Origin of the sequence: Moorena sp. SIO4A5 (assembly GCF_010672005.1) — a bacterium.
Lineage (GTDB): Bacteria > Cyanobacteriota > Cyanobacteriia > Cyanobacteriales > Coleofasciculaceae > Moorena.
In genome coordinates, this window is record NZ_JAAHHZ010000016.1 from 19628 (window position 1) to 44350 (window position 24723).

The window sequence follows — 24723 nt, forward strand, 5'->3', positions numbered from 1 at the left end:
TAAACAAAAAGTAAAGAGAAGATAAAGAGTTACCTCATGACCGAAATTAATCAAGAAAGTCTAGATCAGGTAATAATCTCAAAAACTGGTAATGACTGGTGTGGCGCTAGTACAGAAATGTCCTTGCCCCAAGGCATCAAAAAAAAATCGGTCTTAGATAAGGAAATACTAGATTCACCAACTACACTCGACAGCCAGGCTCTTCGCCAAATTGATCAGGAATACCTCTGTTGGGGGGATACGGTTCACTATCAAGAGCGACCAATCATTGTAACTGGTTGTAAGGGGGGATTGGTTTTCGACGATGAAGGCAAATCCTATATCGATACGGGAATGTGGCACTCAAGTTGTAACTTTGGGTATCGCAATCCAGAGATTGAATCAGAGGTTACTAAACAACTCCATACATTACCTCAAGCCAATGGCGACTTTCTACATCGTGAAAAATTATTAATCGCGAAACAAGTAGTAGATGCGATGTATGAAAGAACCGGTGTCAAAGGCCGAGTATCTTTTAATGTGGGCGGCGCACTTGTGGTGGAAGATGCCCTAAAGATTATTCGTAAAAACACCCGCAAGAATAAAGTAGCTGTGATGATGGGTGGTTATCATGGTCGCTCTCTTGGTACTCTCAACCTTTCGAGTAGTCATCGATATCGACAGTATTTTAATGAGTTCTCAGAACGGGCAGTTATGTTGCCGTTTGCTAACTGCGCTCAGTGTTTCTATGAAAAGGAACGAGAAACCTGTGACTTATACTGCGAGCGCATGATTCGCAAGGCATTCTCCAACGAATTTTATGGCATCGCAAGTGAAACTAGTTCAGAAGTGGGTGCCATAGTTGTAGAACCTTGTCAAGGACGAGGCTACACCATCCCACCCAGGGATTTCTTTAAAGGGTTTATCAGTGAGTTACGACAAAAGCACGGACTTCTTGTCTTTGATGACGAAATTCAAGTTGGGATGTACCGTACTGGTAAATTATTTGCCTTCGAACATTTTGGGTTTGTGCCAGACATTATTACGTTGAGCAAATCCTTCACCAATGGTTTGAGTCCAGTTAGCTTAGTCTGGGCGCGAGAAGACCTAGTAGCACCAGACTTTTTCACTCCTGGACACGCCCACAGCAATTTTGCTAACCATCCTCTCGGAACTGCTGCTGCTTTAGCAACATGGCGTTATATGCTGGCACAAGACTACGAAAGATCAGTACCAGCAAAAGGTTTGTACTTTTTGACCAAACTAAAAGAACTCCAAGCCCGTCATTCCTGTGTCTATAGCGTAGATGGACTCGGACTTATACTTAACATGGTTTTTGCTGATGAAAAGGGTATACCTTACAAAGGGTCTGCCAAACTAGCAGCAAGCATTGCTCAGGATAATGATTTTATTTGGAAAGACCAGAGTTGGCGCATGATTCTCCAAACCGGAGGATACGACCTGAACGTTTTGAAATTTGCTCCTTATCTTGATATCAGCTACGAAGAAATTGATTGCACTATTGGTGTTTTAGATCAAGTCCTACAAAAGCTTGATATCCTATTATGTCCAACCGCTGAAACCGCAGGAGCTATTTGATGAGAGCAGCAGTTTTATCCAAAGCCAATCAAGTAGAAATTCGCGAGTTTCCTGAGCCTAGCAAAACTCAAGATAATGAAGTAATTGCTAAGGTGGAATTTGTGGGAGTCTGTAAAACAGACCAGCAACTAACCGCAGCAGGCTTAGATAAAGATTGTATTCTTGGTCATGAAGTAGTCTGTAGCCTGCCTAATCAAAAAGGTCATTTTGCCCTCAATAATGAGATTTCCTGTGGAAAATGTAGTTATTGTTTAGAGGGATTAACTAGTCATTGCATCAATCTCCAAGAACTTGGAGTAAATGAACATGGAGGATATGCTGATCAAATTTGTGCTCCTATAAATTCCCTACATCCTTTTGAATTATCCAATCCAGCTTTAGGGGTGCTGATTGAGCCTTTAAGTTGTGCAGTAAGGGGAGTAAAACGGATTTTAGCTGGTGTTAATTTATTAGCTACTTCACACCCTAAAGTCCTGGTGATTGGGGGAGGTATTTCAGGTACTCTAATTACCTACCTCCTAAATCATTCCCCCAATTTTAAGGGAGAGATTAAAGTCTATGATATCACCAAAGAGCCGCTCCCTTGGCTAAACAGATTGGGAATTGAACGGATCCAAGTTCCAGAACCAAACCAGGCACACGTGGTGGTGGAATGTTCCGGTTCACCAGGGGGTCTGGCTACAGCACTGGATCTTGTTCGTAAAGGCGGTTTAGTCTGTATCTATGGTGTTCCTAAACCAGGGATTTCTTTACCGATTTCTCCCCATGAGTTATTTATGCGAGAGATAGCGGTAGTGACGTCTTTTGCTGGCGCTACAGACGAAACCATTGCGGCTGCGATCGCATCCATCAAGGGCGACGAGGCGTTCTTTGAACAACTGTTGGGTCGGTTTATCCCTCTTGAGAAGCTTCCTATAGAATTGACTAATTGGAGTCCACAGCCTGGAACCCGAACTGTTGTAGATCTCGACGCTTGAGGAAGATTCTGATGCAGGATGTAGCTGTGATCTTTGATATGGATGGTTTACTAATTGATAGTGAGCCGTTTTGGTCTAAGGTAGAAATCGAAGTCTTCAATGACCTTGGCATTCCCATGAACGAGAGTATGTCTTCTCAAACAATGGGTTTGCGAAACGATGAGGTGGTCAAGTATTGGTATGCTCGATTTCCTTGGACTGGTATGAGCCAAGCTGAGGTATGTCGAAGAATGATCGCTCGGATGAGTGAGCTATTGATGACCATGGGACAACCGATGCCAGGTGCAATTGAAGCCGTAAAGTTGTGTCGGGAATTAAACTTACCCCTAGCCCTAGCAACTTCATCTCCCATGGGTCTAATTGATACAGTACTCAAACGGCTCGATTTAAAGGATGCCTTTGATGTGATTACATCAGCAGAAGCGGAGGAATTTGGTAAACCCCATCCAGCAGTATATCTCACCGCTAGCCGTCGTCTGGGTATAGAACCAACAAAGTGTGTTGCCTTAGAGGATTCGGTTCGTGGCGTGATTAGTGCCAAAGCTGCCAGCATGGCATGTATTGCAGTTCCACCACCAGAAAATCTAGAGGATGAACGTTTTGCGATCGCAGATGTCACCCTTAAATCACTAGAACAAATCACGGAGCCTTGGCTGAAAACGTTTTTAGCTGACCGGTAAAAGAAGTTAGTTGCGTAGGGTGCGTTAGGGGGGTTCTAATTTTCTCGGTAGCCAGAGTTAGGTTGCTGCCCCTAACGCACCACAGTTGCGTAGGGTGCGTTAGGGCGGCCCTAATTTTCTCGGTAGCCAGAGTTAGGTTGCTGCCCGTAACGCACCACAGGGTCAAACAGCTTTAATGAGATCCACCCACATTGACACTCCCCGCCGAAGGAAGAACGGGGATTCTTGGATCTACGACTCGTCTTGCTAAACCAGGCCGGAACCAGGAAAAGTAGAGGACAAATCTCCCCAAGCGTGATTGATCATAGATCTAGGTTTCGGTGTGCCCCACCGTACCTTTTTTATTTTTATTTTGGGACAGATACTTTTTTATCTAAGTTTTTCATAGACGTTGTAGTCGTTAGACCAAATTACGCAATACGTATCTCATACATATTTTTTACGTTGTCTACTTATGATTAGATAGTACCTATCTGACATGCAAGTTTATTGCTTATGCTTTTATTCTATCACATCGGCTGGAAAAGCCGTCCGTTGTTCGCGTTCGCCTTTGGCGTGGCCTATGGCCAAGTTACCGTAAGACAGGGTCGCCTTGATGGTTGGCAGGCTATGCATATAAGGGTTAAAACTTTCTTTGCCGATTTTGGCGACCCTGTCTAAGGTTTCTATCCAGCGAAGGACGGGGCTAATGACCCAAACTTTTTGGTAAACAACATTGGAGCAAGAGATTATGACAACCATGCAGGCTGCGGTCTGGTATGGTCCAGGACGTGAGAACTTTCGCTTAGAAAAAATAGACCGACCTGAACCTAGCCCAGGGGAAGTTTTGATACAGGTTCAGAAGTGTTTCTTTTGTGCGATGCACGCACGGGCGGTATTAGTGGGACACGCCAAACATAATCCTCCAGTCATTTTTGGTAGGATGCTGGCGGGAGATGTTGTTGCTGTAGGGGAGGGTGTTACCAAAGTCAAACCAGGGATGCGCGTTACCGTCAACCCAGAAAAACCCTGTGGAGAGTGTTTTTACTGTCAGCGAGGAGCATTAGGCCATTGCCTCAACCCAACTAAGTTACAACCCGGTGGCATGGCTGAATTTGTATGCGTTCCGGCTTCCCTGGCTAGCGGAATCGTTGAGCTGCCCTCATCAATTCCCTACGAGTTTGCTGCCTTTACAGAAACACTAGCCTGTATCCTTCAGGGTATTGACTTATCTAATATTGGTTTGTCCGATTGTGTGGTAGTTATTGGTGATGGCGGTGTCGGACTGAGCTTCCTTCAGCTAGCGCGCTTGAGAGGTGCTACCAAAATTATTCTAGCTGGCAAACATGATGATTCTCTGGAACAGGCATCAGCCTTGGGTGCTGATCGTACCGTTAATGTTACCCGAGAGTCTCTCAAAGACATAGTTATGGCCCAAACCGACGGTTATGGTGCTGATGTCGTTATTGAAGCCGTTGGCTCTGGGGAAACCTATGAACAGGCATTAACCCTGCTCAGGTGTGGCGGTACCGCAGTTGGGTTTGGTGGAACACCCCCGGGAACTGAGTTTCCGGGCAATCCTAATTTAATTCATTATCGTTCCCTCAAGATTTATGGTAGCTATCGATATACTCCAGAGCATTTTCGTCAGGCCATAGAACTAATTTGCACAAAGAAGATTGATCTACAACCGATTATTACCAATACTGTTCCCTTTTCAAAATTAACAACAGAAGCAGTTGATATTCACAATCAACCGCATTGCCGAGCCTTAGTAATTGATTTTGCAGAGGTTGATTAAGGTAAGCTATCAGCGAACAGCGATTAGCGCTACGCGCACGCTACTTGAGGTGCTATCAGCTATCAGCTATCAGCGTCAAAGTCTGTGCCACGAGTCATGGATTTTTCCCAGACTTTCAATTCTCATTACTCTGGAACTATTAAATTCTATCGTTCTAGATTTATTTTAAGCACCTCAAGTAGCGTGAGCTAAAAGCTGACGGCTGACGGCACCTCAAGTAGCGTGAGCCTTTGGCTCACGGCTGAATGCTTACTGATTAAGGTATAATTAACTTAAAACGTTGATAGCATTTTTTTATTTGTAATTTTGAATTACTTATGATATTAGCAGGTGACTTAGGCGGAACAAATTGCCGATTAGCAGTATTTGACGAGAACCTCTCTATAGTCCAAAAAAGCACTTATAAGTGTAAAGACTATCATAGTTTTGAAGATATGGTTGGGGCTTTCGTTAAAAGCTGTGAGCATCCCATTAAAATTGCTTGTTTCGGCTTACCTGGTCCAATCCAGGAAGGTGTGTGTAAATTGACTAATTTACCCTGGGATAAAGTAGAAGCCGCTAAATTAGTTTCAGTTACCGGTGTTCCGGTTAGCTTGCTCAACGATGTAGAAGCCAATGCTTATGGCATAGAAACCCTAAAGGATGATGACTTAGTTACTCTTAATGTCGGCACTAAAATACCAGGGGGAAATCGAGCAGTAGTATCACCTGGTACTGGCTTGGGAGAAGCAGCAAGCATTGAGGTGGAAGGTCGAGTTCATGCGATCGCATCTGAAGGTGGGAGTACTGACTTTGGTCCTTTAGATGAGCTTCAAGTGGGACTGATGCGTTATGTTCAGCAAGAATACAAACGGGTTAGCTACGAGATTCTTCTAGGAGGTCCTGGCTTGGTTCGTATGTATAATTATTTGCGGGATAGCGGTCATGGCAACACCCCTGAATGGTTAGCAGAAGAAATGAGCAAAGGAGAGCCAGCCGCAGCAATTAGTAATGCAGCTCTGGCCAATAAATGTCCCCTTTGTGTGCAAGCTTTAGAGATGTTTGTCTCAATTTTGGCATCTGAAGCCGGAAATGCTGCTCTTAAGTTTTTCGCAACTGGGGGTGTTTATCTTGGTGGAGGGATTCCCCCTCGCATTCTGGATAAGCTGCATGAACCTCTGTTTATGGAACATTTTATTAATAAGGATAAGATGGTTGATTTGCTGAAGTCTATTCCTATCTATGTGATTCTTAATGACCAGGCCGCTTTGCAGGGTGCTGCTTGGTATGCTCATAGAAGTCTATCTTCAACATAACTAATCTTTATTTATTAGTATGTAAGTATGTTATAGCAGTTTTCACTGGATTGAGAACTGCTATACCAATTACCAATTACCGACTAATATCATGTCAGGATATAGCAATTATCATAGCTATGAGGTACAAAGTTCTGGGTTTTTAGGGAACAGGGAACAGGGAATAGGGAATAGGGAATAGGGAATAGGGAATAGGGAATAGGGAATAGGGAATAGGGAATAGCGAACAGCAATGCGCTGCATCAATACAGGGAATCAACCTAAAAGAAGACTGTACCTCATAACTGCGATAAACGCTATAATTACCCTTAATAAAAATCTCCCCCATCTCCCCATCTCCCCACCTCCCCATCTCCCCATCTCCCCACCTCCCCATCTCCCCATCTCCCCATCTCCCCATCTCCCCTTAATTATGGGTATTCAACCAGACTTGATATAACTAGTTGTAGCATCCATAACGGAAAATGGTCTTAGGTGTTTTGTTCCTTAATAGTTGGCTTATCAGCACCTTTGCCAGTTTTTGCTAGATAAATCCCCTCCATAATCACAGCAAAACCTAGTAAGTTAAGAATACTTAAGCTTTCTGAAAATAGAATCCAGGCCAGAATAGCAGCAACTACTGGATCGAGAAGCAGGACTAAGGAAACAAAGCCTGAAGAAAAGTGCTTGAGGCTGTATACTACTAAACCATGTCCCACAGCTTCGCAGACAACAGCTAGGGAAATCACTGCTAACCATCCTGACCAAGATATCGGGAAAATTTGATCGCTGAATATCAGAACCACTGGGATCATAAACAGTGTTCCCAAAGCACAGCGCCAAATCAGTATTCCTTCTACAGAAAACTTGGTTCGCAGTTGTTCTAATAGTAAAAAGTTTACTGCATAAAATACAGAAGATGCTAAGGCCGCAGTATCACCGATAAAATTATTGGACGATTTTAGAAAATCCTCTATTTGTAGAGTAGTTGCCCCTAACAAGGCAAGTGCCAGACCAATGAGGAATCTACGGTCAAAACGCTGCTTAAATAATAACCATCCTCCTAGAGTAGCGAAAAATGGTGTTAAAGCTCCTAGTACATTGCCATTAGCAACGCTAGTCTTAGTTAAGGACCAAGTCCATAGAAATCGACCACCCAGATGAGATATCGCTACGCCTACCAAAAGTAGGATATCGACAATTTTATAACCTGACTGTGGTTCAGAGTTCTGGTTCGATGTTTGAGTGCGTACTTGGTTTATTCCATTCCACAAACCAAAGACTAGAGTAGCTATCCAAAGACGATTGAATACTGTGGCATTAGCACTTATTTCTTGAAGAGAAAACCTGATTAATATGGCTGTTATAGATAAAGCAAGTAAGGCAATTACCAATAATATTATTGGTAGTAATTCTGATGTTTGCTCTCTATTGTCTTCTGTTACTATCGCTTTCATGGTTTGGTGTTCGCTCCTGACTCAAAATACCGTAATTTTTAAGTATTTAGCTATCCTATGACAGCTAATATAAGGCAATCATTGGGTTGAACAACCTAGGATAGTATAGACGACGTGATATATAACGTCTATACAGTTTTTTTATCGTGGTTGATTCTGATGTTACTTGGTTCTTTTTGGTCTGTTATCTTACACTCATCATGAATAGCTGATTAGCTGATAGCTTAGTCTAGTTTAGCTAAGCTATAACCTACTATTCTGCTCCAAATAAATAATAGTCTAATCATAAAGTATCCTGCTCACCAAATCAAATGGAATCAGTATCAAATTTTTATATCACGTCTGGAGGATTAGTGATGATTAACAATATCGTAATTTTTATTATGGACAATTAAACGGATTTGATCTAATATCCTGTCCGATAGTATTGGCAATGTATCCCAGGGTTTGGCTTACTATTATTGCGATATTGCGTTCGCGAAGCGTCGGGCTTTGCCCGAATCGCATTATTATTGGGTTCTCCTAACGGCTCCGAAGGATAATTCCGTAGCGGCGACCGAGCGGGCATCCCATTTCGCCTACTACTTGGCATACTACATTGATACAACAGAAGGAAACACCAGCCTTTTAGCCTAATCACTGAGTGCGATATTTGCTAAAATATACAGGATATGGTATAATTTTGGATTATCAGTAACTACGCACGTAATTTGGGCTCATTTCCCATTTCCTTGTCTACCATTAAAGTGGCAACTGATCCAAAAAATCCCCGAATAGTCCACTGCTAATGCCACTACAGCGATGACCAATACCATCCAATGCACCTTAACTGGAAACATCGAGTCAGTAGCTCAGGTAAACTATCTCCTCAGTCAGGATGGCCTTCGATTCAAAATCAAAACCTTGCCCACTGATGATATTCCTACTGGAATCCATTCCTGGCAAGTCGCCCCCAATACTAGCTCAGATGGTGTAATAGGCTCTCTCTACCTAGAAGCCATGACTGAGACAGTCCAGGAAGAGCAATGGTTAATCGCTGGCAGAGTAGTGCAGTTAGGAAAACGAGGACAGTTTGTACAACTAAAAGTTTCCAGACCAGGACAGAAAACCCTGAAGATCAGTGTCTTAGGCTCTAGCAAGCACATGAAAATTGGGGAACTGTGGGAAGTAGTTGCTAAGCGCCAACGGGATACCCTGATTTTACATCGAGCTTTACCCCAAGGAGAGCACAATTCCAATAGCCGCCCAGCTTCGAAGAAAAACCGTAGCCACAAACCGGTCGAGTCTAGGAAGTATAAACATGAGTCAACATTTCAACAAACCCAAACAACCTTGTTACAGCAGGCTCTGACCAGGCTATCAGATGACCATTATCCCTCCAAATCTACACTAGCTGCTCCCCCGACGGAAACCATTGATAGAGTCTTAGCCACGTTGAAACAGAAAACCGGTGTCAACGATTGGCAATTAGACTTGCCTAAACAGCGAGGTCGAACAAGATGGGAATGGGAAGCGTTCTCCCCTTCAACCCAGCAACAAGCACGAGTGAGTTTGAAGGGAAACTATATCCACTTATATTATTACCAGTTTCCGGATATCCCATCTGCAAGTGTTGATTCTCAATCCTATGATCGTTTAATTGTTACTCCTTTAGGAGCAGCTAGAAGCATTGGTGCCAGTTGTTTCCAAATTATGATTGGTCCGTATGAAGTAGTTTTAGACTGTGGCACTCGACCCAAAGGCTACGACCCTTTGCCCGCCTTGGACTATCTGGATAATCCTAACCTGCTCCTGATATCCCATAGCCATCAAGACCACCTTGGTGCTGTCCCCGTCTTTCACAGCCGCTACCCTGGTGCGCGGATGATTTCCACTCATGGCACCAGGGAAATTGCCCATGTCATGCTCAGGGATGGACTGAAGATACAGCAACTGAATGAAGACTCTCCAGAGTTATTTGATGAGGGCGATTTAGAACAAACCTTGTTTCAATTGGAAACTCAACCAGTAGGCAAAGACTTTGAGCCCTTACCGGGACTAATGGTAAGGTTCATCAATGCCGGGCATATCTTGGGTGCGGCTTGTATCTATCTGCGCTATAAGGATATGTCTTTACTCTACACCGGAGACTTCCACACTACCAATAGTCGCACCACTAACGGATTGAATTTAGCTGAGCTTCCTGAAGCGGATATTTTAATTACTGAGTCTACCTATGGTTCCTCTGTCCACCCCGCTAGAAGAAATCAAGAAACTGCATTGATGGAATCCATTGCTGAAGTAGTGCAAGCTGGGGGCAATGTCTTGATTCCCTCTTTTGCTTTGGGTAGAGCTCAGGAAATCCTGTTAGCGATCCGCACCTCCAAGCTATTTAATAAATTAACAGTTCCCATCTTTGTGGATGGATTGGTCAGAGCAGTCACAGAGGTATTTCGAGAAAACCTGGACTTATTGCCTATTCCAGTTCAAAACTTAGTCAAGATTAATGGCCAAGAACCATTCTTTGATAAAACCAGTACACCCCCGATTATTTCTATCGAACACTTTCGGGAACGTCCGATTGCGATCGCAAAACCCAGTGTAATTGTGGCCAGTTCAGGTATGCTCACCGGAGGACCTTCAGTCTATTATGCCTCAGTACTGCTAGAGCGAGAGAATGCTGCCATCTTTATTTCTGGCTACACTGATGAGGAATCCCCTGGCCGACTCCTGCAAAGTATCAAAACTGGGGACACTATTGAACTAGATGGGAAACCAATTACCGTCAAAGCTCAAATCCAACGGTTTAACCTCTCTGCCCATACCGATAAAGTAGGACTCGGACAAGTAATCAACAAGGTAAAGCCCAAGCACCTAGTCTTAATTCACGGAGAATTAGAAGCCTTACACCAAGTAGCCCGGTCTGGAGACAATCAGTCCTTGTTCTATATCCATATTCCTGCTGTGGGGGATAAAATTGAATTAGGAGTAGCACCGGAACAGCTTTCCCGACAGCAGCTTGCTAAAATTCAGCAACCCCAAGAGTTTGACGTGATGGTGGAGACCTTTGGTACCGATGCTTGGTTGCGAGTTCCCGAAGAGGTGGTGGAAAAAGACCCTCGATGGCAGACCTTGAGTATCAGCGGCATTATCAAAGCGCGATGGGATGGTGTGAATCTCAAGCTTGCTCCCATGCAACCGGAAATGATACTTCAGGAAGAAGAAATTGAAGCAGGGCTTAAGAGTGGAAAGGATTGCTGTGCCGTGTGTCAGTTTTTCAGTGGTAGATTTTGTGAATCTCCTGATAGTCCTTTGTTTGAGCGGAGAGTTGATCCCTTGGCAATCTGTGATCAATTTCAATCTAAAGTCCAGGATATGTCAACTCTTGACACTGACCTTCTGTTGGCAGAGGAAGTTGATTACTAGCAAGAGCGTTCCCCTGCAGCCGGACTTTAAGATCTTCGCGATCTTCGGGATTTTCCCGGTCTTACCCATTTCAACAAGGCGGCACCCAGATTCGAACTGGGGATAAAGGCTTTGCAGGCCCCTGCCTTACCACTTGGCTATGCCGCCACGCCACTAGTTTCTTATTATATCATACTATATCACTTTTCAATTTCTTTGAATATCTCAGCAATTGCCCATATTCAAAATCTTACCGCGTCCAGTGCATCCCCTTTAGCCGGTGCTTCCATGGTGAAGGAAGACGCAAAGAACGCTAATAAGTAGTTTTTTTACTGGTTTATTGTACCGTTGGGCATAGTTGCCTGATTGAGATTAGTGTTATCGAAATTAGCACCATTAATGACAGACCCTTCTAAGTCTGCCTTGGCCAGATCGGTACCATTGAGATTGGCACCAGTCAAGTTAGATCCTGTTAAATCTGTATTACTTAAATTGGCATCAGTCAGGTTAGCACCGCTTAAATCCGCATTCGCTAAATCTGCTCCAGCCAAATCGGCACCGGTGAGATTGGCATTGCTGAAGTTAGCCTGACTTAAATCAGCACGGCTGAAATTAGCACCAGTCAGGTTAGCATTAGTGAAATCTACTCCTGACAAGTCCACATTCGTACAATCTGCCCCACGGAGGTTAGCACCCCTGAGGTCTTTCTCGATCAGGGGTGTACACTTGTTAATATGCCCTGACCCTAGATTATCGTCAAACGCTGTGGATTGGTCTTCAGGTACACTTACCTCTGTTGGCCCTGCTTCTGGGAGTTGTATAGATTCCAATCGCTCCGGTGGTGGGACTGGTCTAGGTTCTACAAAATTAGCTAACCATCCTATACCCGCAAGAGCGAGTAAGACTGTACCCATACCAATCAACATCAGACCAGATCTATGACTATGATGTTTGGGGAGTACGGATTTAGAATGCGTTCGCTTTTTAATCTCAGCAAGGGCTTTTTCCATAAATTCTGGGGGAATTTGTGCCTCTTTACCTGCTTCAATCAACTCCTTGACAGAATAGCTTTGGTTGTGCTGAGCATAGAGTTGAGCCGCTAGGGCGAATACTTGGTGGGCTTGGTCTTCAGGGATACGGTCTTTTGGGAGTTTCATAGTTATTTGGAGCGTTGGGAAGCCAGTTAGAGCTGAGATAGTATCAGCGTCAGGCTGTCAAGCCTGTCAATTTCTAATCTAGCAAGCCAGACTTTTAAGTGTTAATGGTTGGTTAATCGAGCTTGCTTACCTCTCGGCTAAACTGATCACGGAAGTGAGGGTGATCTATCCCGCCAGTGAAGAAACTTACCTTAAAGTAACGCTGGGCCTATGGTTAATTAGCGTATGCTTTGGATTTATGCTTCTTTATCTTGCGAATACTTGGTAATATAATTGGATCTGTTCGCTCATTTCGCTCATAGTAACGTGGTCACCCTTCCTGTTCAACAAGAGCATCTGTTTAACCGCAGCCTCAACACCATCAAAGGTGTAAAACTACTGTTTGTCGAAGCAGAGCTGCTTTTCGATGTCTCTTGCCCTGATCTTGATGCCCTCAAGCAGCAACTGGAAAATCCCTTCTCGATCTTTGTCTGTGGAGAATTTAATGCCGGAAAATCCAGTGTCCTGAATCGCTTGAGTAATGACGAGCTAGCTGCTGTGGGCATACTTCCGACCACAAACTCGATTCAACCCTATTACCCAGATGGGTTTGATGGCATTGTCTTTATTGATAGCCCAGGCACAAACTCGATCATTGAACGTCACCAAGCACTGACAGAGGATTATCTACAGCATGCTGATATCATCCTGTTTGTCACTTCAGTGGAACGACCACTGACTAAATCAGAGCTAGACTTTCTCTCCTTAGTCAGTAAGATCTGGGTACGTAAAGTAATCGTTATTATTAATAAAGTGGATCTGATCACCCCACAAGAGAGTGAACAGATTATCTCACACGTTAAAGATGGACTTAGTGATGTCTTTACAGAAGTACCACCATTATTTACAGTATCAACACGCACTGGTAAAGACATCGACAGCCTACGAGATTTCTTACTAGAGTTTCTGGTAGAAGCTGAAAAAATACGGCTAAAACTTCAAGGTCCTCAGAACTCTCTGTTAGTTTACCTAGAGCAGTTAGAGAAAAAGAACTATCAGGCACGGGAGAAAGTTATTGCCGAAAAAACCATATTTGACCGATCCCTATTGCGAATCAATGAGCGCATTGAGCAATATGACCTGATTTTTGGTGTTTTTAGAGAAAAAATTCGTGACCTGTTTACCAATCTAATTCAACAATTACATAAGCTAATCCAGGATAATTTCGCCTTCATTAGCCTATTGAAAAAGCGTATTATTAGGGAAGACGATCTCCTGGAAGAAAAAGTAGCTAGGGCGATCAAGGAGGTAAAACTTGAGCAACAGATGGAGGATATTGTTAAGGAAGCAGCATCAACCCTTGTGAAATATCGAGAACAAATTATTCGCGAAGCTAGGGAAGATTTACAAGTAGCAGCAACCCTCTCAGAAGACTCATTTCAGGTTCCCGAACTTAATAGTGGTAAAATTGATACCACTGCTATCTCTGACAATCTTAAGGTAGCCTCAGAAAAGGGACTCAACAATTTTTTGACCTTGGGAACTGCCGCCGCAGCAACAGGAATTGGGGGACATGTAGTAGCCACCGCTGCACTATTTGATCTGTCAGCTTTTGTACTAGCTCTGATGTTGACCATGTTTAGCTTCAATGCAGTTCCTAAACAGCGTGATAAGGCAACCCAACAGCTTGATGAAACCTTGCGTGAGTTGCAGAATAACTATACCGATAAGCTAAAACAAGGTTTGCAGCAAGAATTGGTAAACAGCCTCAAGCAGTTCACTGATTCTCTGAAGCCGAGACTGGGGGAAATTGATCATAAACTCGCTGCCAGTCAATCCTTGGAGGATAATTTACAAAGTCTCCGGCAGGAGATTAACGATATTCTAAAGGAGGTAGAGCAGCTATAGCTGTCACGGCTGTTTCATCGAATGATTTTTAATATTCATAGTCGCAAGCTCACGGTATACCCTGATTCGGAACGAGTGTTTGTTCATCTATTTGGTTCACAACCAACAGCATTCTGGCTAGACAGCTCTCGTATAGAACCTGGTCTATCTCGTTTTTCTTTTATGGGAGATGGTACAGGACCAAACAGCCTGCTAGTGCAATACTCGATTACTGACCAAAAACTCACCATTAACTGCTCGGGCAAAACAACACATCGTCAAGAAAGTATCTTCTCCTATCTACACAGAGAAATTGAGCGCCGATACAACTGTTTAGAAGGACTTCCCTTTGACTTTAATTGTGGTTTTGTTGGCTACTTTGGTTACGAAATAAAAGCCGAATGTGGAGGAAAGCTCGTCCATCAATCGCCATTTCCAGATGCGATGTTTCTCTTAGCAGACCGAATTATTGCTTTTGACCATCAAGAGCAAGTAACCTATCTGTTGTGTCTGACTAAAAAAGGAGAAAAGACCCACGCAAATGCTTGGTTTGAAGGTATCGAAAAACAGCTTTGTACTCTACCTCCTCTGCCTCCCATTGAGTTAGACTATACTCATCGAAAAGTTAGCTTTCGATTGAGTCGTTCCTACCAGAGATATCTGGAAGATATTCAAGAAAGTCTGGATCAGATTAAAGCTGGAGAAAGCTACGAAATTTGCTTGACTAACAAAATTTATGCCAATATCGAACTTGAACCCTTGGCATTTTATCGAAGGTTGCGCCAACTCAATCCTGCACCCTACTCTGCCTTCCTAAAATTTGGCGAGCTAGCTGTGGCTTGTTCATCCCCAGAACGATTCCTGAAAATTGACTCCTCAGGTTGGGTAGAATCTAAACCCATCAAAGGAACTGCTGCACGAGGCCAAACAGAAGAAGAAGATCGACTGTTGTGCGAAGCGTTACGCACTCAGGAAAAAAACCGTTGTGAAAACATAATGATTGTAGACTTACTTAGGAACGATTTGGGCAGGGTTTGCGAAATTGGCAGTGTCCATGTCCCTAAGTTAATGGATGTGGAAACCTATGCCACAGTTCATCAACTGGTGAGTACAATTCGGGGTCGTTTGCGTCCAGATGTACGGGTGGGGGACTGTATCCGTGCCACATTTCCTGGAGGATCCATGACTGGTGCTCCTAAGATCTCAACCATGGAGATTATTGATCGATTGGAACTTCAGGCCAGGGGAATCTATTCCGGAGCGATCGGGTTTCTTGCACTCAACGGTGCTGCAGACCTTAACATTGTGATCCGAACTGCTGAGATTACTCCCAATCAAGTATCGATTGGTATCGGTGGTGCTCTGATTGCTTTATCGAATCCCCAGCTGGAATTTGAAGAAACCCTACTCAAGGCTGAAGCCCTAGTGCGTGCGATTGTCTACACGGTTTGTGGAGAGTTTTCCCCAGAGTTGTTTGATATTGATGGTTTACAAACCCAGATGGTGAATTGTTGATATAGCATTTCTCAATGGGTGAACTACCTCGTCCAGGGTTTTAGGGAGTAGGGAGTAGGGAGTAGGGAGTAGGGAGTACAGAGTAGGGGTAAGAAAATTAAATTTATAGCAGTCGCCAGGGCAGGCGCGGACATGACAAAAGTCTCAAACCTAAGTAAGCGCAAGAGTTTGACTTCTGACTTCTGACTTCTGACTTCTGACTTCTGCTATACCTCCCGACCCTCACTTGGGCGGTAGAGTACCGAACTTCGTTCGGTAGAGTTGTTGAATTGCCAAGGCTACCAAACCAAGGGTAGTAATACCAAAGATAAACGTGGCTAGGGTACTGACTCCCACTACCAGCGTCCGAACTGCGATCGCAATTTTGAGTGCTGTCTGAGAGTTAGACGTGAGGGGTTTATTAGCAAAGGTTGTAGCAATCGAGGCAGTTAGAAAATAAATAGCGCTTGTCAATCCTCCAGAAATCAATGCTCCCGTAAGGCAGCGCCAGGGCGAAGGTAGCGCTTGAGTACTCTTAGGGGTTTCCGTGTCTTGGTTAGATGTTGTCATTAGTCAAAGCGTGATTAGTCTTAAGCAGGGTTTAAACTATTACCCAGTAGCTTGTTATCTCTACTACGTGTTATGTCTACTAGTTGAACTTTCCGGAGGCTGACCCACAGGGGATTATAACCTGACACATCTCAACCAGTTATCGATACCAGGATCAATAACGAAGCTACCAGATATAATATTACCTTTGTGTTTAATGACTTAGTTTGGCGATGGAAAAATAACTGCTTCCAAGCTTTGTAGAGCTTCTTTGAAGTCTTGATTAACAATAGTCACATCAAATTCATCAGCAGCTTCAATTTCTGCTTTGGCAATAGAAAGGCGTTGGGCGATTACTTCTTCACTATCCTTACCCCTCAAGCGAATCCGCTGCTCTAATTCATCTAGACTGGGGGGTAGTACAAAAATACGCAGAGCAGAGGGAAAGGTTTTATTGATTTTCCTTGCCCCAACCAATTCTATTTCTAAAATAACAGACTTACCCTTCTCAAGAAGCTGCTTGACTGGCAAACTAGGTGTACCATAGTAATTACCAGCGTACTCAGCCCACTCTAAAAGCTCACCCCCTATCATCATTTCTTCAAACTGGTCACGACTGACAAAGTAATAGTGTTTCCCATGCACCTCCCCAGGACGAGGTTGCCTGGTGGTTGCTGACACCGAAAGATCAAGTTCCGGGTGTCGCTTCAGGAGCTGGCGCAGCAAGGTTCCTTTACCAACACCAGAAGGACCAGTCAATACAATGAGTCTCCCTGCTTCCATGTTGAGTCTAGTTAAGTTTCAAGCTTAATGGTTACCATTGTGACTATCTTTATTGATAACGAAGCGATGAGCAACAGTTTCTGGCTGAATTGCCGAGAGGATGACATGGCTGGAATCGGTCACAATTACCGCTCTGGTGCGACGCCCGTAGGTTGCATCAATCAGATATCCACGCTCTTTTGCCTCAGTAATGATCCGCTTGATAGGAGCAGACTCTGGAGAAACAATTGCTACAACTCGGTTTGCTGAAACAATGTTACCAAAACCAATATTAATCAGCTGAATGTCCATGAGCAACTAACGGCAAAAGCCGGATGAGAAGCTAGTATAAGTATTCAAGTACAATAGTAGCGACATTAATTTAGCCTTACAAGCCTAAAATCTGGTAAAAAACCGGATTTTAGGGAATCATCCGTTTTCACTGTTGAGTGCATAGGGTGTTTTACTCCTAGATAACCAACCCATGGCTCAAGCTGGAGCAAGGGTGCGTGGGTCACTAATCCTGGGATGATAGCTGCTGATAGGCAAGGTACACAGCCTCCAGAAACAAGTTAGCCGTGACACCTGAGGGTACCTTTTCCAAGGCAATCATGTCTTTGACCTGATCAGCCAGTTGTCGGCTTAACTTCGCTTTTGCCTGAAATGTCATTGCCTCGCGCCGCTGCAAATACTCTCGAATCATAGCAAAGTCTTCTGGCTGCAAGGGGGAGAAATCTGCCTGGGTTTGGAGCTGATTGGCTAAGGCTTGAGCCTGATCGGAGATCTCGAAGCTAGCAGAAGCAATAGGCTGCTCTTCTTGGACTACCAGGGTTCCTGCTAACCAATCTCCCAACCGTTTTTCTCGTTTGCTAAAGATAATTAAAAATACTCCCAGGAACCATAAATCATCAACAGGTCTGAGCAAAGCACGTAGGGTAGCTTGCTGTAGTCTCACTGGTCTAGCATCATCACGAATGACACGAATTTTGCCATAGCGCTTACCCGGTGTTTGTCCCTGCCATAGGGTTTCAAACAAAACGAAATAACCGACGTAAATCGAGAAAGTAATAAATAGATAAATTGCTAATAGCCACAGCCTTAAATCATTAATACCAAAAAAATAGTCTAATAAGTCCAGCAGTTGGGAAGATAAAACGCCCCAAGCAATTATAAATACTAATAAAATTAATCCTAAGACAATATAATCAATTAGCAAGGCATAAGCTCGACTGCCAATCCCTGCTAAGGTTAATTCTAATTCAACACTTTCTGGGGTTTGTATAGTGACTCGATTAAAAAAATTAATCGGTGTTGAGGTTAGCTTCCCCATAGCTGCAAATCTATGCCTTCTTTACGACTACATAGATCGTAGTATATCACTGATTTAATGGCTTGCCAGAAGGGAACCAACAACGCACCACTAGCAAAGCTCAGCCCAAAAACTAGCACTAAATACAGCCAGATAAAAATTGCTGAGTCTTGAGGAAACCAAAGAGATAAAACAGTTTGTATGATGAATGTAGCTATCTGTACAGCAATCGAAATGGGTAGTGATATTAAAAAGCCAACAACTACTATCCCTTGAATACGTAATATAAATCCCTGAGTTAATTTCCAGCTGCGACCAATGGCTGCCCTGGCACCGATGGGATTTTCTATAGCCAGCGGTATTTCATAAATCAACAAGCGAGATATAAACCAGATAAATCCAAAGAAAAAAGCAATCATAAAAATACTCAAAACCAGAAATCCTATGATAAGCATAGCAACACTATTCTCAGGGAGAGTATCGAGACTATCTAAAATAGTACTGCTATTCCCAGAAATTGAAGCAAGGACTCCGATCAAGATACTAATAATAACAATAATTACCATTATTGCCACCCAAATTATCAAGGATACTAGGATTGCTACTCCAAACGTTATCAAGGATACTAGGATGCCTGCTCTGAGAAAACTCCACATCCGAGGATTGACATGGCGGCGTGCCTCATTCACTGTTTCTGGACGTTCAATGATTTCCCTAAACGCTAGACGTGAAATTAGCCCAAACATGGCAGAAAACTTAGCCCAGCCATATATGGGAACTAATAGCCATAGATAACCGATAAAAGCTAGACGATAATATAACTTAAAATGGTCGCGGTAGATCCGCAGACCTACATTAACGACATTACCAATACTGAGTGGTCCTAAAGATTGGTTGGGACTAGGCTCATAAGACATGGGTCGATGGGGCTATTGATGGCAAGAGAAGTGTTAACGCTATCTTAAGGGAGGTTTACGAAAATTACACGGAAACTTTATGAATATTAAACGTTGGATTGGGCGGCGGGAAGCAAATTGGAAACAGTTGGATACTCTCCTGCAACAAGTGGAGAAACGAGGAATCAAGTCCTTGCCAGCATCCCAAATCAAGGAACTCGCTAGTTTGTATCGCTCCGTCTCAGCGGATTTAGCCCGTGCTAGAACTAACCAAGTAGGCCATACCCTGGTCAAGGATTTACAACGACTCACCTCTCGGGGCTATAACCAGATTTATCAAGGTTCTCGCCGTCAAGACTGGCAAGGCTTAGGGGAGTTTTGTCGCTGGGGTTTCCCTGCTGTAGTGCAACAGACCTGGAGTTATATTGCGATCGCAACCGCAGTGTTTCTCCTCGGAGCCTTAATTGCCTGGTGGTTGGCTTGGCAAGATCCAGTGTTTATCTCCCTAGTGGTTCCGGAACAGTTAATTGAACAAGTACGCGATCGCCAGGAATTGTGGATGGGTTCGATTTTGGGCATGAAACCCTTAGCCTCCAGTAGCATTATGATTAACAATATATCGGTATGCTTTCGGGCAGTAGCTGGTGGGATTACCTGCGGTGCCTTTACCCTATATGTCATGGCATTCAACGGAATACTGATTGGTGCCATTGGAACCTTAGTGGGTCAAAATAACTTAGCTTATCCCTTCTGGGCATTTGTGTTTCCCCATGGTTCCCTGGAATTACCCGCTATCTTCTTTGCTGGTGGAGCCGGTTTACTCATCGGTAGAGCAATTCTGTTTCCAGGCCAATATCGCCGGGTAGATGCATTGAAATTTTATGGCTCCCAAGCGGCTCAGTTGATGTTTGGGATTGTGCCGATGTTGATTATTGCTGGTATTATTGAAGGGTTTTTATCTCCGAGTCCCTTAGTGCCATCATTCCTCAAGTATTTGGTTGGAATCGGACTGTTTAGCCTTTTGGTTATATATTGTAGTAGCCGGAAAGTCGAGGATACTTCAAAGTAGATTCCGAGCTTTGACTCGTAAGTAGCTCTCAACCAGTTGCTGACTAATCTGATTGGCTGGTGCATCCAAGACCAGAACTCCTTTTTGCTTCAACCGGGCAAAGGCAACTTGGCGCTGGGCAATTAAATCCAGAGCGACAGCACGGGTATAAGCGGCTTGCCCCGGGTCAGGGTTAAGATCAACACTCATTCTTTTTTTCGCCTGCGCCTGGTATCCGCTGTGCCAAAGCTGGTCTTGACTGGGAATTTTCCCTAACTGAGGGGTATTAGGGGGAGTGTGCGCCAATTGGTCAACAAGGGGGTCTCGAAGAGTGACACAAAAAGGTAAGTAGCGAGGGGTGAGGCGTTCTAGGGCTGCTAGCAATTCAGCGGAAGCAGTAACATCCACGATGTCTGTAATCATTACGACTAAAGCACGACGAGTTTGCTGATTCACCAGTTTTGTAACAGCACCAAAATAGTCTGGTTCTAATAACACTGGCTGAATCGGAGTGAGGCGTTCTATGAGTTTCGATAGTTGATGTTGACCCCGTTCTGGTGGAATCCAGGTCGTTATGTCTCGATCAAACACACCCACCCCCACGCGATCGCCCCGATGTAACCCAGCTAATGCTAGGGCTAGAGTACTATTCAATCCCCAATCAAACCGCTTCAGTTGAAGTACCTGTGCGGTCATCAACCGTCCCCGGTCTAGTAATATAATCAAAGTCTGCTCTTTTTCCGGTTCCAGCACCCTTACTAAAGGGCGAGAGCGGCGAGCGGTGGCTTTCCAATCAATCAGGCGAGTGTCATCACCAATGCCATACTCCCGCAGTTCAGCAAATTCTGTCCCACTACCCAAGCTTCGGGAACGGCGCATGGTACCAGTATTTTCCAGGGTGAGGCGAATAGAAAGCGATCGCAACGTGACTAAGTCTGGATAAACTGCTACGTTCTGACTCCCTGGGATTTTCCAATCATCCCACACCAAGCCCCAAGGACTCAACTGGCGCACGTGAATATCTCCCCAGTGAAACTGGCCTCGCTTGGCTGGATGAACTGTATAGGTTAGTTCCTTGTTACTATTCCGGTCAAGGGTAGCAGTGATCGTTGGGGTGGAAACTGCAAACTCTAATGGATAGTAGTCCTTAATCAGAATTCGAGCAACCTGATTTCTAGATTCCACTGACAGCACAATCAGATTATCTCGCCCAATCGATAACCGTTGTAAAGGCGTGCGGGTTACCTTCACTCGGTTAGGTTTGACCCGTTTTCCATCCCATAAGGCTAAACCAAGGACAATTCCATCAAAGACAAGAGTAATAATTAGACTGATTTGCTGATTAAAAACAGTAGCGAGTAATAATGCGATCGCAATACCTAGTATTAACAGTAAATAGGTTCGTTTTGAGGGAATCATATTTTTTTTTGAGTGCTGAGTGCTGAGCCACTCACCTAGGCACTGGAACTTGCTTGAGTAATGAAGCTATTACGCTATCGATCTGTAACCCATCTAACTGCACCTCTGGTTTCAGAATCAGACGGTGACGGAGTAGAGGGAGTGCGATCGCTTTTACATCATCCGGTGTCACATAATCCCGTCCTGATAACACAGCTTGGGCTTTACTGGTTTGTAACCAAGCTACAGCAGCTCTCGGGGAGGCTCCCAAGGCTAAATCAGGATTTTGCCTGGTTTGCTGAACTAAGGCTAGCAAATAATCCAGCACCTTCTCGTCTACTTGGACAGCTTTAACCTCTTGACGAGCACTAAAAATTTGTTCTACAGTTGCTAGAGGTTTCAGACGTTCTAAATCCAAACGGCGTCCACGAAATCCTTTCTCAGTATTAAGCAACATTTGCTTTTCTGCCGCCGCATCTGGGTAATCCACTACCAACTTGAATAAAAATCGGTCTAACTGAGCTTCTGGTAGGGGATAGGTGCCTTCAAATTCTAGAGAGTTTTGGGTAGCAATCACCCAAAATAATTCAGATAGAGGCAAGGTTTCCCCGTCCAAAGTGACTTGCTGCTCTTCCATTGCCTCTAGCAGCGCTGCTTGGGTTTTGGGTGGGGTGCGGTTAATTTCATCAGCTAGCAAAATCTCAGTAAAGACTGGTCCTTTTTTGAGGGTAAAGTTACGGGTATTCAGATCAAAGATATTGGTTCCTAAAATATCCGATGGTAGAATATCTGGGGTTAACTGAATCCGCCGAAATTCAGCTTGGATTAGCCTTGCTAAAACTTTGACAAGCAAGGTTTTACCGGTTCCTGGTACCCCCTCAATAATGACATGTCCACCACTAAGCAATGCTACGAGTAACTGTTCGACTAGGGTCGATTGACCGACAATTATTTTGCCAAGGGTTTGCTTGAGGCGGTTCAAGACAGGGAGATCATTGGTCATTTGCTTTGATTAGCTATCCTGTGGGACCGTCTTCGTGGTACCAGGATAGCATGGGCAAACTCTGGTTGATTGGGGGTCGGATTAGTTAGGTTTATACGCAGTAGTTTAAGCAATCGGGCAGTTGTGATCATCCCATCAATCAATACGAATTTTCTGCCATTTTCCCAGCCATTTTAGTAAGTCTGACTCCCTAATACGACGTTTACTAGATTGAATTTCCAGCAATTGTTTCAGTTCTGTAGCTGGACGTCCAGTTTGCTCAACCCAGGCATCAATTAGAGCTTGCTCCTCCAGCAGAGTCTGTCCTAATCCCAGTGCTTTTTGCAGTTGCAGTTGTTCGTCTTTTCCCACAACTTCCAACACAAACTCACTGCTGCCTGCTTTTTGCAAAACACCTGCTAATGCTCGGATGTAGGCTTCGCTGTTATCCACGACTGGTTCAGATAAGCTCAATGGTTGTCCAAAGCGCCGATTCAGAGCCCAGATGGCAACCAGAAGAATGATTAATCCTTGGATAAAGGCTGGCAACATAGGGGTTTTCCCTAAATAACTGAATAGAGTCTCACCGACCTCTCGCTTGATCACATCTACATCTTTGTAACCGTGGAGGTATTCATCGACCCAAACCGGATTGTGGTTAGTTAAATTCTCCTCTGGTTTCAAGGGAGTAACCAGTTGGGCTAATAATTCATAGTTAGCTGGAAAGTCCTGATAGGCATTGGCAGCAATATCGGATGTAGTGGCAAAGATAACTCTACCATCACCAATAGGCTTTTCCCAAACCACAGCACCAAAGCGATCGCTTAAAATTTTCTTCCCCTGATTACCCTTGTATCGCCGCCTGGTGTTAACCTTAACCTTTCCCGTTGAAGCCTCTTGGAGAGTACTAAAATCAGCGTCTGTCACCGGCTGCTTGACTCCCAAAATCACCATCGTATTGCCCTGTTTAATCCATTCTCGCTCTATACCATAAATAGCATCTACTGTCAACCAACTAGTGACACGCAATAAGGTAACCGAGCCTTGAGCATCTGTCTGATTCGCTAAATCCTTAAACGGTTTTTGCCAACGCTGTACAGGAGTTCCCCGTTTTGCCATGTAAGCGTACCAAGCGCCATAGCCATAGGGAGCGCGGCTGTAAGTAGAACCGCTATTGATTTTATTATTAGCTGGAGCAGCTACCAGGGTAATCATAATTAGTACCACCATTGCGATCGCACTAATTACCCCTAACCGACGCCTAGGAAATTTCATCCTTCATCCTTGGCCTTAAGGCCGTAGGCCACGCTGCGCGAACGGCCACGCTACGGGAATATACTTCATACTTCAACCTTTATCTGCTGATAAGCCTCCTTGCACCGTTCAAAAACCTGACTAGAGACTTCGGCGTTACTAAAACATAACTGCTGGTGGGTGATCAGTAAGATTTGGTATGGTTTAGGTTGCGGTAATTGCTGGATGAGTTGTAGATATTCTCCATCCGTGCGACTGGGATGGCGAGGGGCAATGCCAGTATCGTGTAATTGCTGCAACATCCCCATATACAAGCAACGACAGGCTTCGGTGTAGTTACCCTGCTGCTGATAGTTTTGCGATCGCTCCCACCAATTGACCACTGATAATTCTGGAACTGGTCGTTTTGTCACTCTGTTTGCAGCTTGATTCAGTTGCTGGTAATAATAACTAATATAAGGATGTAATCCTCTCAACAGCCGCACCCCTAGCCAGCTTAGGATTACAGCAACAAGTAACCAAAACGTTATCCTAATCCCCCGGGCTAGCATAGGAGACAGTAACCAAGATGGCAGTGAGCCTTGGGCTTGGTCAAGAGGCACCTGAGACATTGTCAGCTCCCACCACTCCCCGAATTGTCGTTGCAGCAGCTGCAACTGCCAATCCAAACTGTTTTTTTCAAAGGAACCAGTAGACATGTCACTAGTCAAGGCACAAGTTAAGATACTAATAACTAATAATGTTACACAGCGGATTTAGGGCATGGATTAAGTCATCCGTGCATCTGTGTTATTATTGTGTGTAGTCCACCCTTCTATTCTTGCCCATTTCCCATGATCTAAAATAACAGTACTTGAAGCCGGTAAAACTGCTATTTA

At 44.2% G+C, this 24723-nt stretch carries 21 protein-coding genes and 1 tRNA gene; 9 read left to right on the forward strand and 13 right to left on the reverse strand.

The window, feature by feature from the left end; genetic code table 11:
• Positions 1 to 36 precede the first annotated feature (36 nt).
• From F6K57_RS08135 to glk, 5 genes are all read left to right on the forward strand, one after another.
• Positions 37 to 1578, forward strand: coding sequence for an aspartate aminotransferase family protein (locus F6K57_RS08135; RefSeq protein ID WP_293045796.1), 1542 nt, complete (start codon positions 37 to 39; stop codon positions 1576 to 1578).
• Positions 1578 to 2555 carry an alcohol dehydrogenase catalytic domain-containing protein gene (locus F6K57_RS08140; RefSeq protein WP_293066404.1) on the forward strand — a complete coding sequence of 326 codons (978 nt, stop codon included), beginning with the start codon at positions 1578 to 1580 and terminating at the stop codon, positions 2553 to 2555. Before F6K57_RS08135 ends, F6K57_RS08140 begins: the two co-directional genes overlap by 1 nt.
• A gap of 11 nt (positions 2556 to 2566) precedes the next feature.
• A complete protein-coding gene (gene hxpB / locus F6K57_RS08145; RefSeq protein ID WP_293066406.1) occupies positions 2567 to 3235 on the forward strand; it encodes a hexitol phosphatase HxpB in 669 nt (222 codons plus the stop codon).
• Between the two features lie 730 nt (positions 3236 to 3965).
• Positions 3966 to 5015 carry a zinc-binding dehydrogenase gene (locus tag F6K57_RS08150; protein WP_293045803.1) on the forward strand — a complete coding sequence of 350 codons (1050 nt, stop codon included), beginning with the start codon at positions 3966 to 3968 and terminating at the stop codon, positions 5013 to 5015.
• Positions 5016 to 5332: 317 nt separating this feature from the next.
• Positions 5333 to 6310 (forward strand): glucokinase, encoded by a 978-nt coding sequence (gene glk, locus F6K57_RS08155; protein WP_293045807.1) that lies wholly within the window; start codon positions 5333 to 5335, stop codon positions 6308 to 6310.
• Positions 6311 to 6452: 142 nt separating this feature from the next.
• Here the strand turns inward: glk and F6K57_RS08160 are convergent, their stop codons facing one another.
• Together F6K57_RS08160 and F6K57_RS08165 are read right to left on the reverse strand one after the other, a co-directional pair.
• Entirely contained in the window at positions 6453 to 6710 is a 258-nt protein-coding gene (locus F6K57_RS08160) for a hypothetical protein (RefSeq protein WP_293020658.1), read from the reverse strand.
• 70 nt (positions 6711 to 6780) lie between these two features.
• Positions 6781 to 7746 carry a DMT family transporter gene (locus tag F6K57_RS08165; RefSeq protein WP_293020660.1) on the reverse strand — a complete coding sequence of 322 codons (966 nt, stop codon included), beginning with the start codon at positions 7744 to 7746 and terminating at the stop codon, positions 6781 to 6783.
• An 801-nt stretch (positions 7747 to 8547) separates the two neighbouring features.
• On the opposite strand from F6K57_RS08165, the gene F6K57_RS08170 reads away from it, so the two are divergent.
• On the forward strand, positions 8548 to 11151 hold the full coding sequence (locus tag F6K57_RS08170; RefSeq protein ID WP_293066411.1) for an MBL fold metallo-hydrolase: 2604 nt from the start codon (positions 8548 to 8550) through the stop codon (positions 11149 to 11151).
• A gap of 76 nt (positions 11152 to 11227) precedes the next feature.
• Here F6K57_RS08170 and F6K57_RS08175 read toward each other — a convergent pair.
• Both F6K57_RS08175 and F6K57_RS08180 read right to left on the reverse strand, forming a co-directional pair.
• Positions 11228 to 11298, reverse strand: a tRNA-Cys gene (locus F6K57_RS08175).
• Between the two features lie 161 nt (positions 11299 to 11459).
• Positions 11460 to 12287, reverse strand: a complete 828-nt coding sequence (locus F6K57_RS08180; RefSeq protein WP_293066414.1) for a pentapeptide repeat-containing protein — start codon at positions 12285 to 12287, stop codon at positions 11460 to 11462.
• Between the two features lie 273 nt (positions 12288 to 12560).
• On the opposite strand from F6K57_RS08180, the gene F6K57_RS08185 reads away from it, so the two are divergent.
• Both F6K57_RS08185 and pabB read left to right on the forward strand, forming a co-directional pair.
• Positions 12561 to 14174 carry a dynamin family protein gene (locus F6K57_RS08185; protein ID WP_293066415.1) on the forward strand — a complete coding sequence of 538 codons (1614 nt, stop codon included), beginning with the start codon at positions 12561 to 12563 and terminating at the stop codon, positions 14172 to 14174.
• 21 nt (positions 14175 to 14195) lie between these two features.
• Positions 14196 to 15668, forward strand: a complete 1473-nt coding sequence (pabB, locus tag F6K57_RS08190) for an aminodeoxychorismate synthase component I (protein ID WP_293066418.1) — start codon at positions 14196 to 14198, stop codon at positions 15666 to 15668.
• 222 nt (positions 15669 to 15890) lie between these two features.
• Here pabB and F6K57_RS08195 read toward each other — a convergent pair whose 3' ends face one another.
• From F6K57_RS08195 to F6K57_RS08215, 5 genes are all read right to left on the reverse strand, one after another.
• Complete coding sequence (locus F6K57_RS08195; protein WP_293020670.1) at positions 15891 to 16217, reverse strand: DUF3082 domain-containing protein; 327 nt, start codon at positions 16215 to 16217, stop codon at positions 15891 to 15893.
• 201 nt (positions 16218 to 16418) lie between these two features.
• Positions 16419 to 16979 carry a guanylate kinase gene (gene gmk / locus F6K57_RS08200; RefSeq protein WP_293066420.1) on the reverse strand — a complete coding sequence of 187 codons (561 nt, stop codon included), beginning with the start codon at positions 16977 to 16979 and terminating at the stop codon, positions 16419 to 16421.
• 24 nt (positions 16980 to 17003) lie between these two features.
• On the reverse strand, positions 17004 to 17270 hold the full coding sequence (gene remA, locus F6K57_RS08205; RefSeq protein ID WP_008191366.1) for an extracellular matrix/biofilm regulator RemA: 267 nt from the start codon (positions 17268 to 17270) through the stop codon (positions 17004 to 17006).
• A 205-nt stretch (positions 17271 to 17475) separates the two neighbouring features.
• A complete protein-coding gene (locus F6K57_RS08210) occupies positions 17476 to 18288 on the reverse strand; it encodes an RDD family protein (RefSeq protein WP_293066423.1) in 813 nt (270 codons plus the stop codon).
• The gene (locus F6K57_RS08215) at positions 18276 to 19184 is read right to left on the reverse strand and encodes a DUF975 domain-containing protein (RefSeq protein WP_293020679.1); all 909 of its coding nucleotides are present in this window, start codon (positions 19182 to 19184) and stop codon (positions 18276 to 18278) included. The genes F6K57_RS08210 and F6K57_RS08215 overlap by 13 nt, the downstream gene beginning before the upstream one ends.
• Positions 19185 to 19263: 79 nt before the next feature.
• Here F6K57_RS08215 and F6K57_RS08220 point away from each other — a divergent pair, with 79 nt between their 5' ends.
• Positions 19264 to 20232, forward strand: coding sequence for a stage II sporulation protein M (locus F6K57_RS08220; RefSeq protein ID WP_293020681.1), 969 nt, complete (start codon positions 19264 to 19266; stop codon positions 20230 to 20232).
• Here the strand turns inward: F6K57_RS08220 and F6K57_RS08225 are convergent.
• The 4 genes from F6K57_RS08225 to F6K57_RS08240 all read right to left on the reverse strand — a co-directional run bounded on the left by F6K57_RS08225 (position 20224) and on the right by F6K57_RS08240 (position 24555).
• Positions 20224 to 21630, reverse strand: coding sequence for a DUF58 domain-containing protein (locus tag F6K57_RS08225; protein WP_293066427.1), 1407 nt, complete (start codon positions 21628 to 21630; stop codon positions 20224 to 20226). The two genes, F6K57_RS08220 and F6K57_RS08225, sit on opposite strands and share 9 nt — an antisense overlap.
• 31 nt (positions 21631 to 21661) lie before the next feature.
• Positions 21662 to 22612 (reverse strand): MoxR family ATPase, encoded by a 951-nt coding sequence (locus F6K57_RS08230; protein WP_293046476.1) that lies wholly within the window; start codon positions 22610 to 22612, stop codon positions 21662 to 21664.
• A gap of 135 nt (positions 22613 to 22747) precedes the next feature.
• Positions 22748 to 23866, reverse strand: a complete 1119-nt coding sequence (locus F6K57_RS08235) for a DUF4350 domain-containing protein (protein WP_293046478.1) — start codon at positions 23864 to 23866, stop codon at positions 22748 to 22750.
• Positions 23867 to 23931: 65 nt separating this feature from the next.
• Positions 23932 to 24555 (reverse strand): DUF4129 domain-containing protein, encoded by a 624-nt coding sequence (locus tag F6K57_RS08240; RefSeq protein WP_293046480.1) that lies wholly within the window; start codon positions 24553 to 24555, stop codon positions 23932 to 23934.
• Positions 24556 to 24723: the final 168 nt, after the last annotated feature.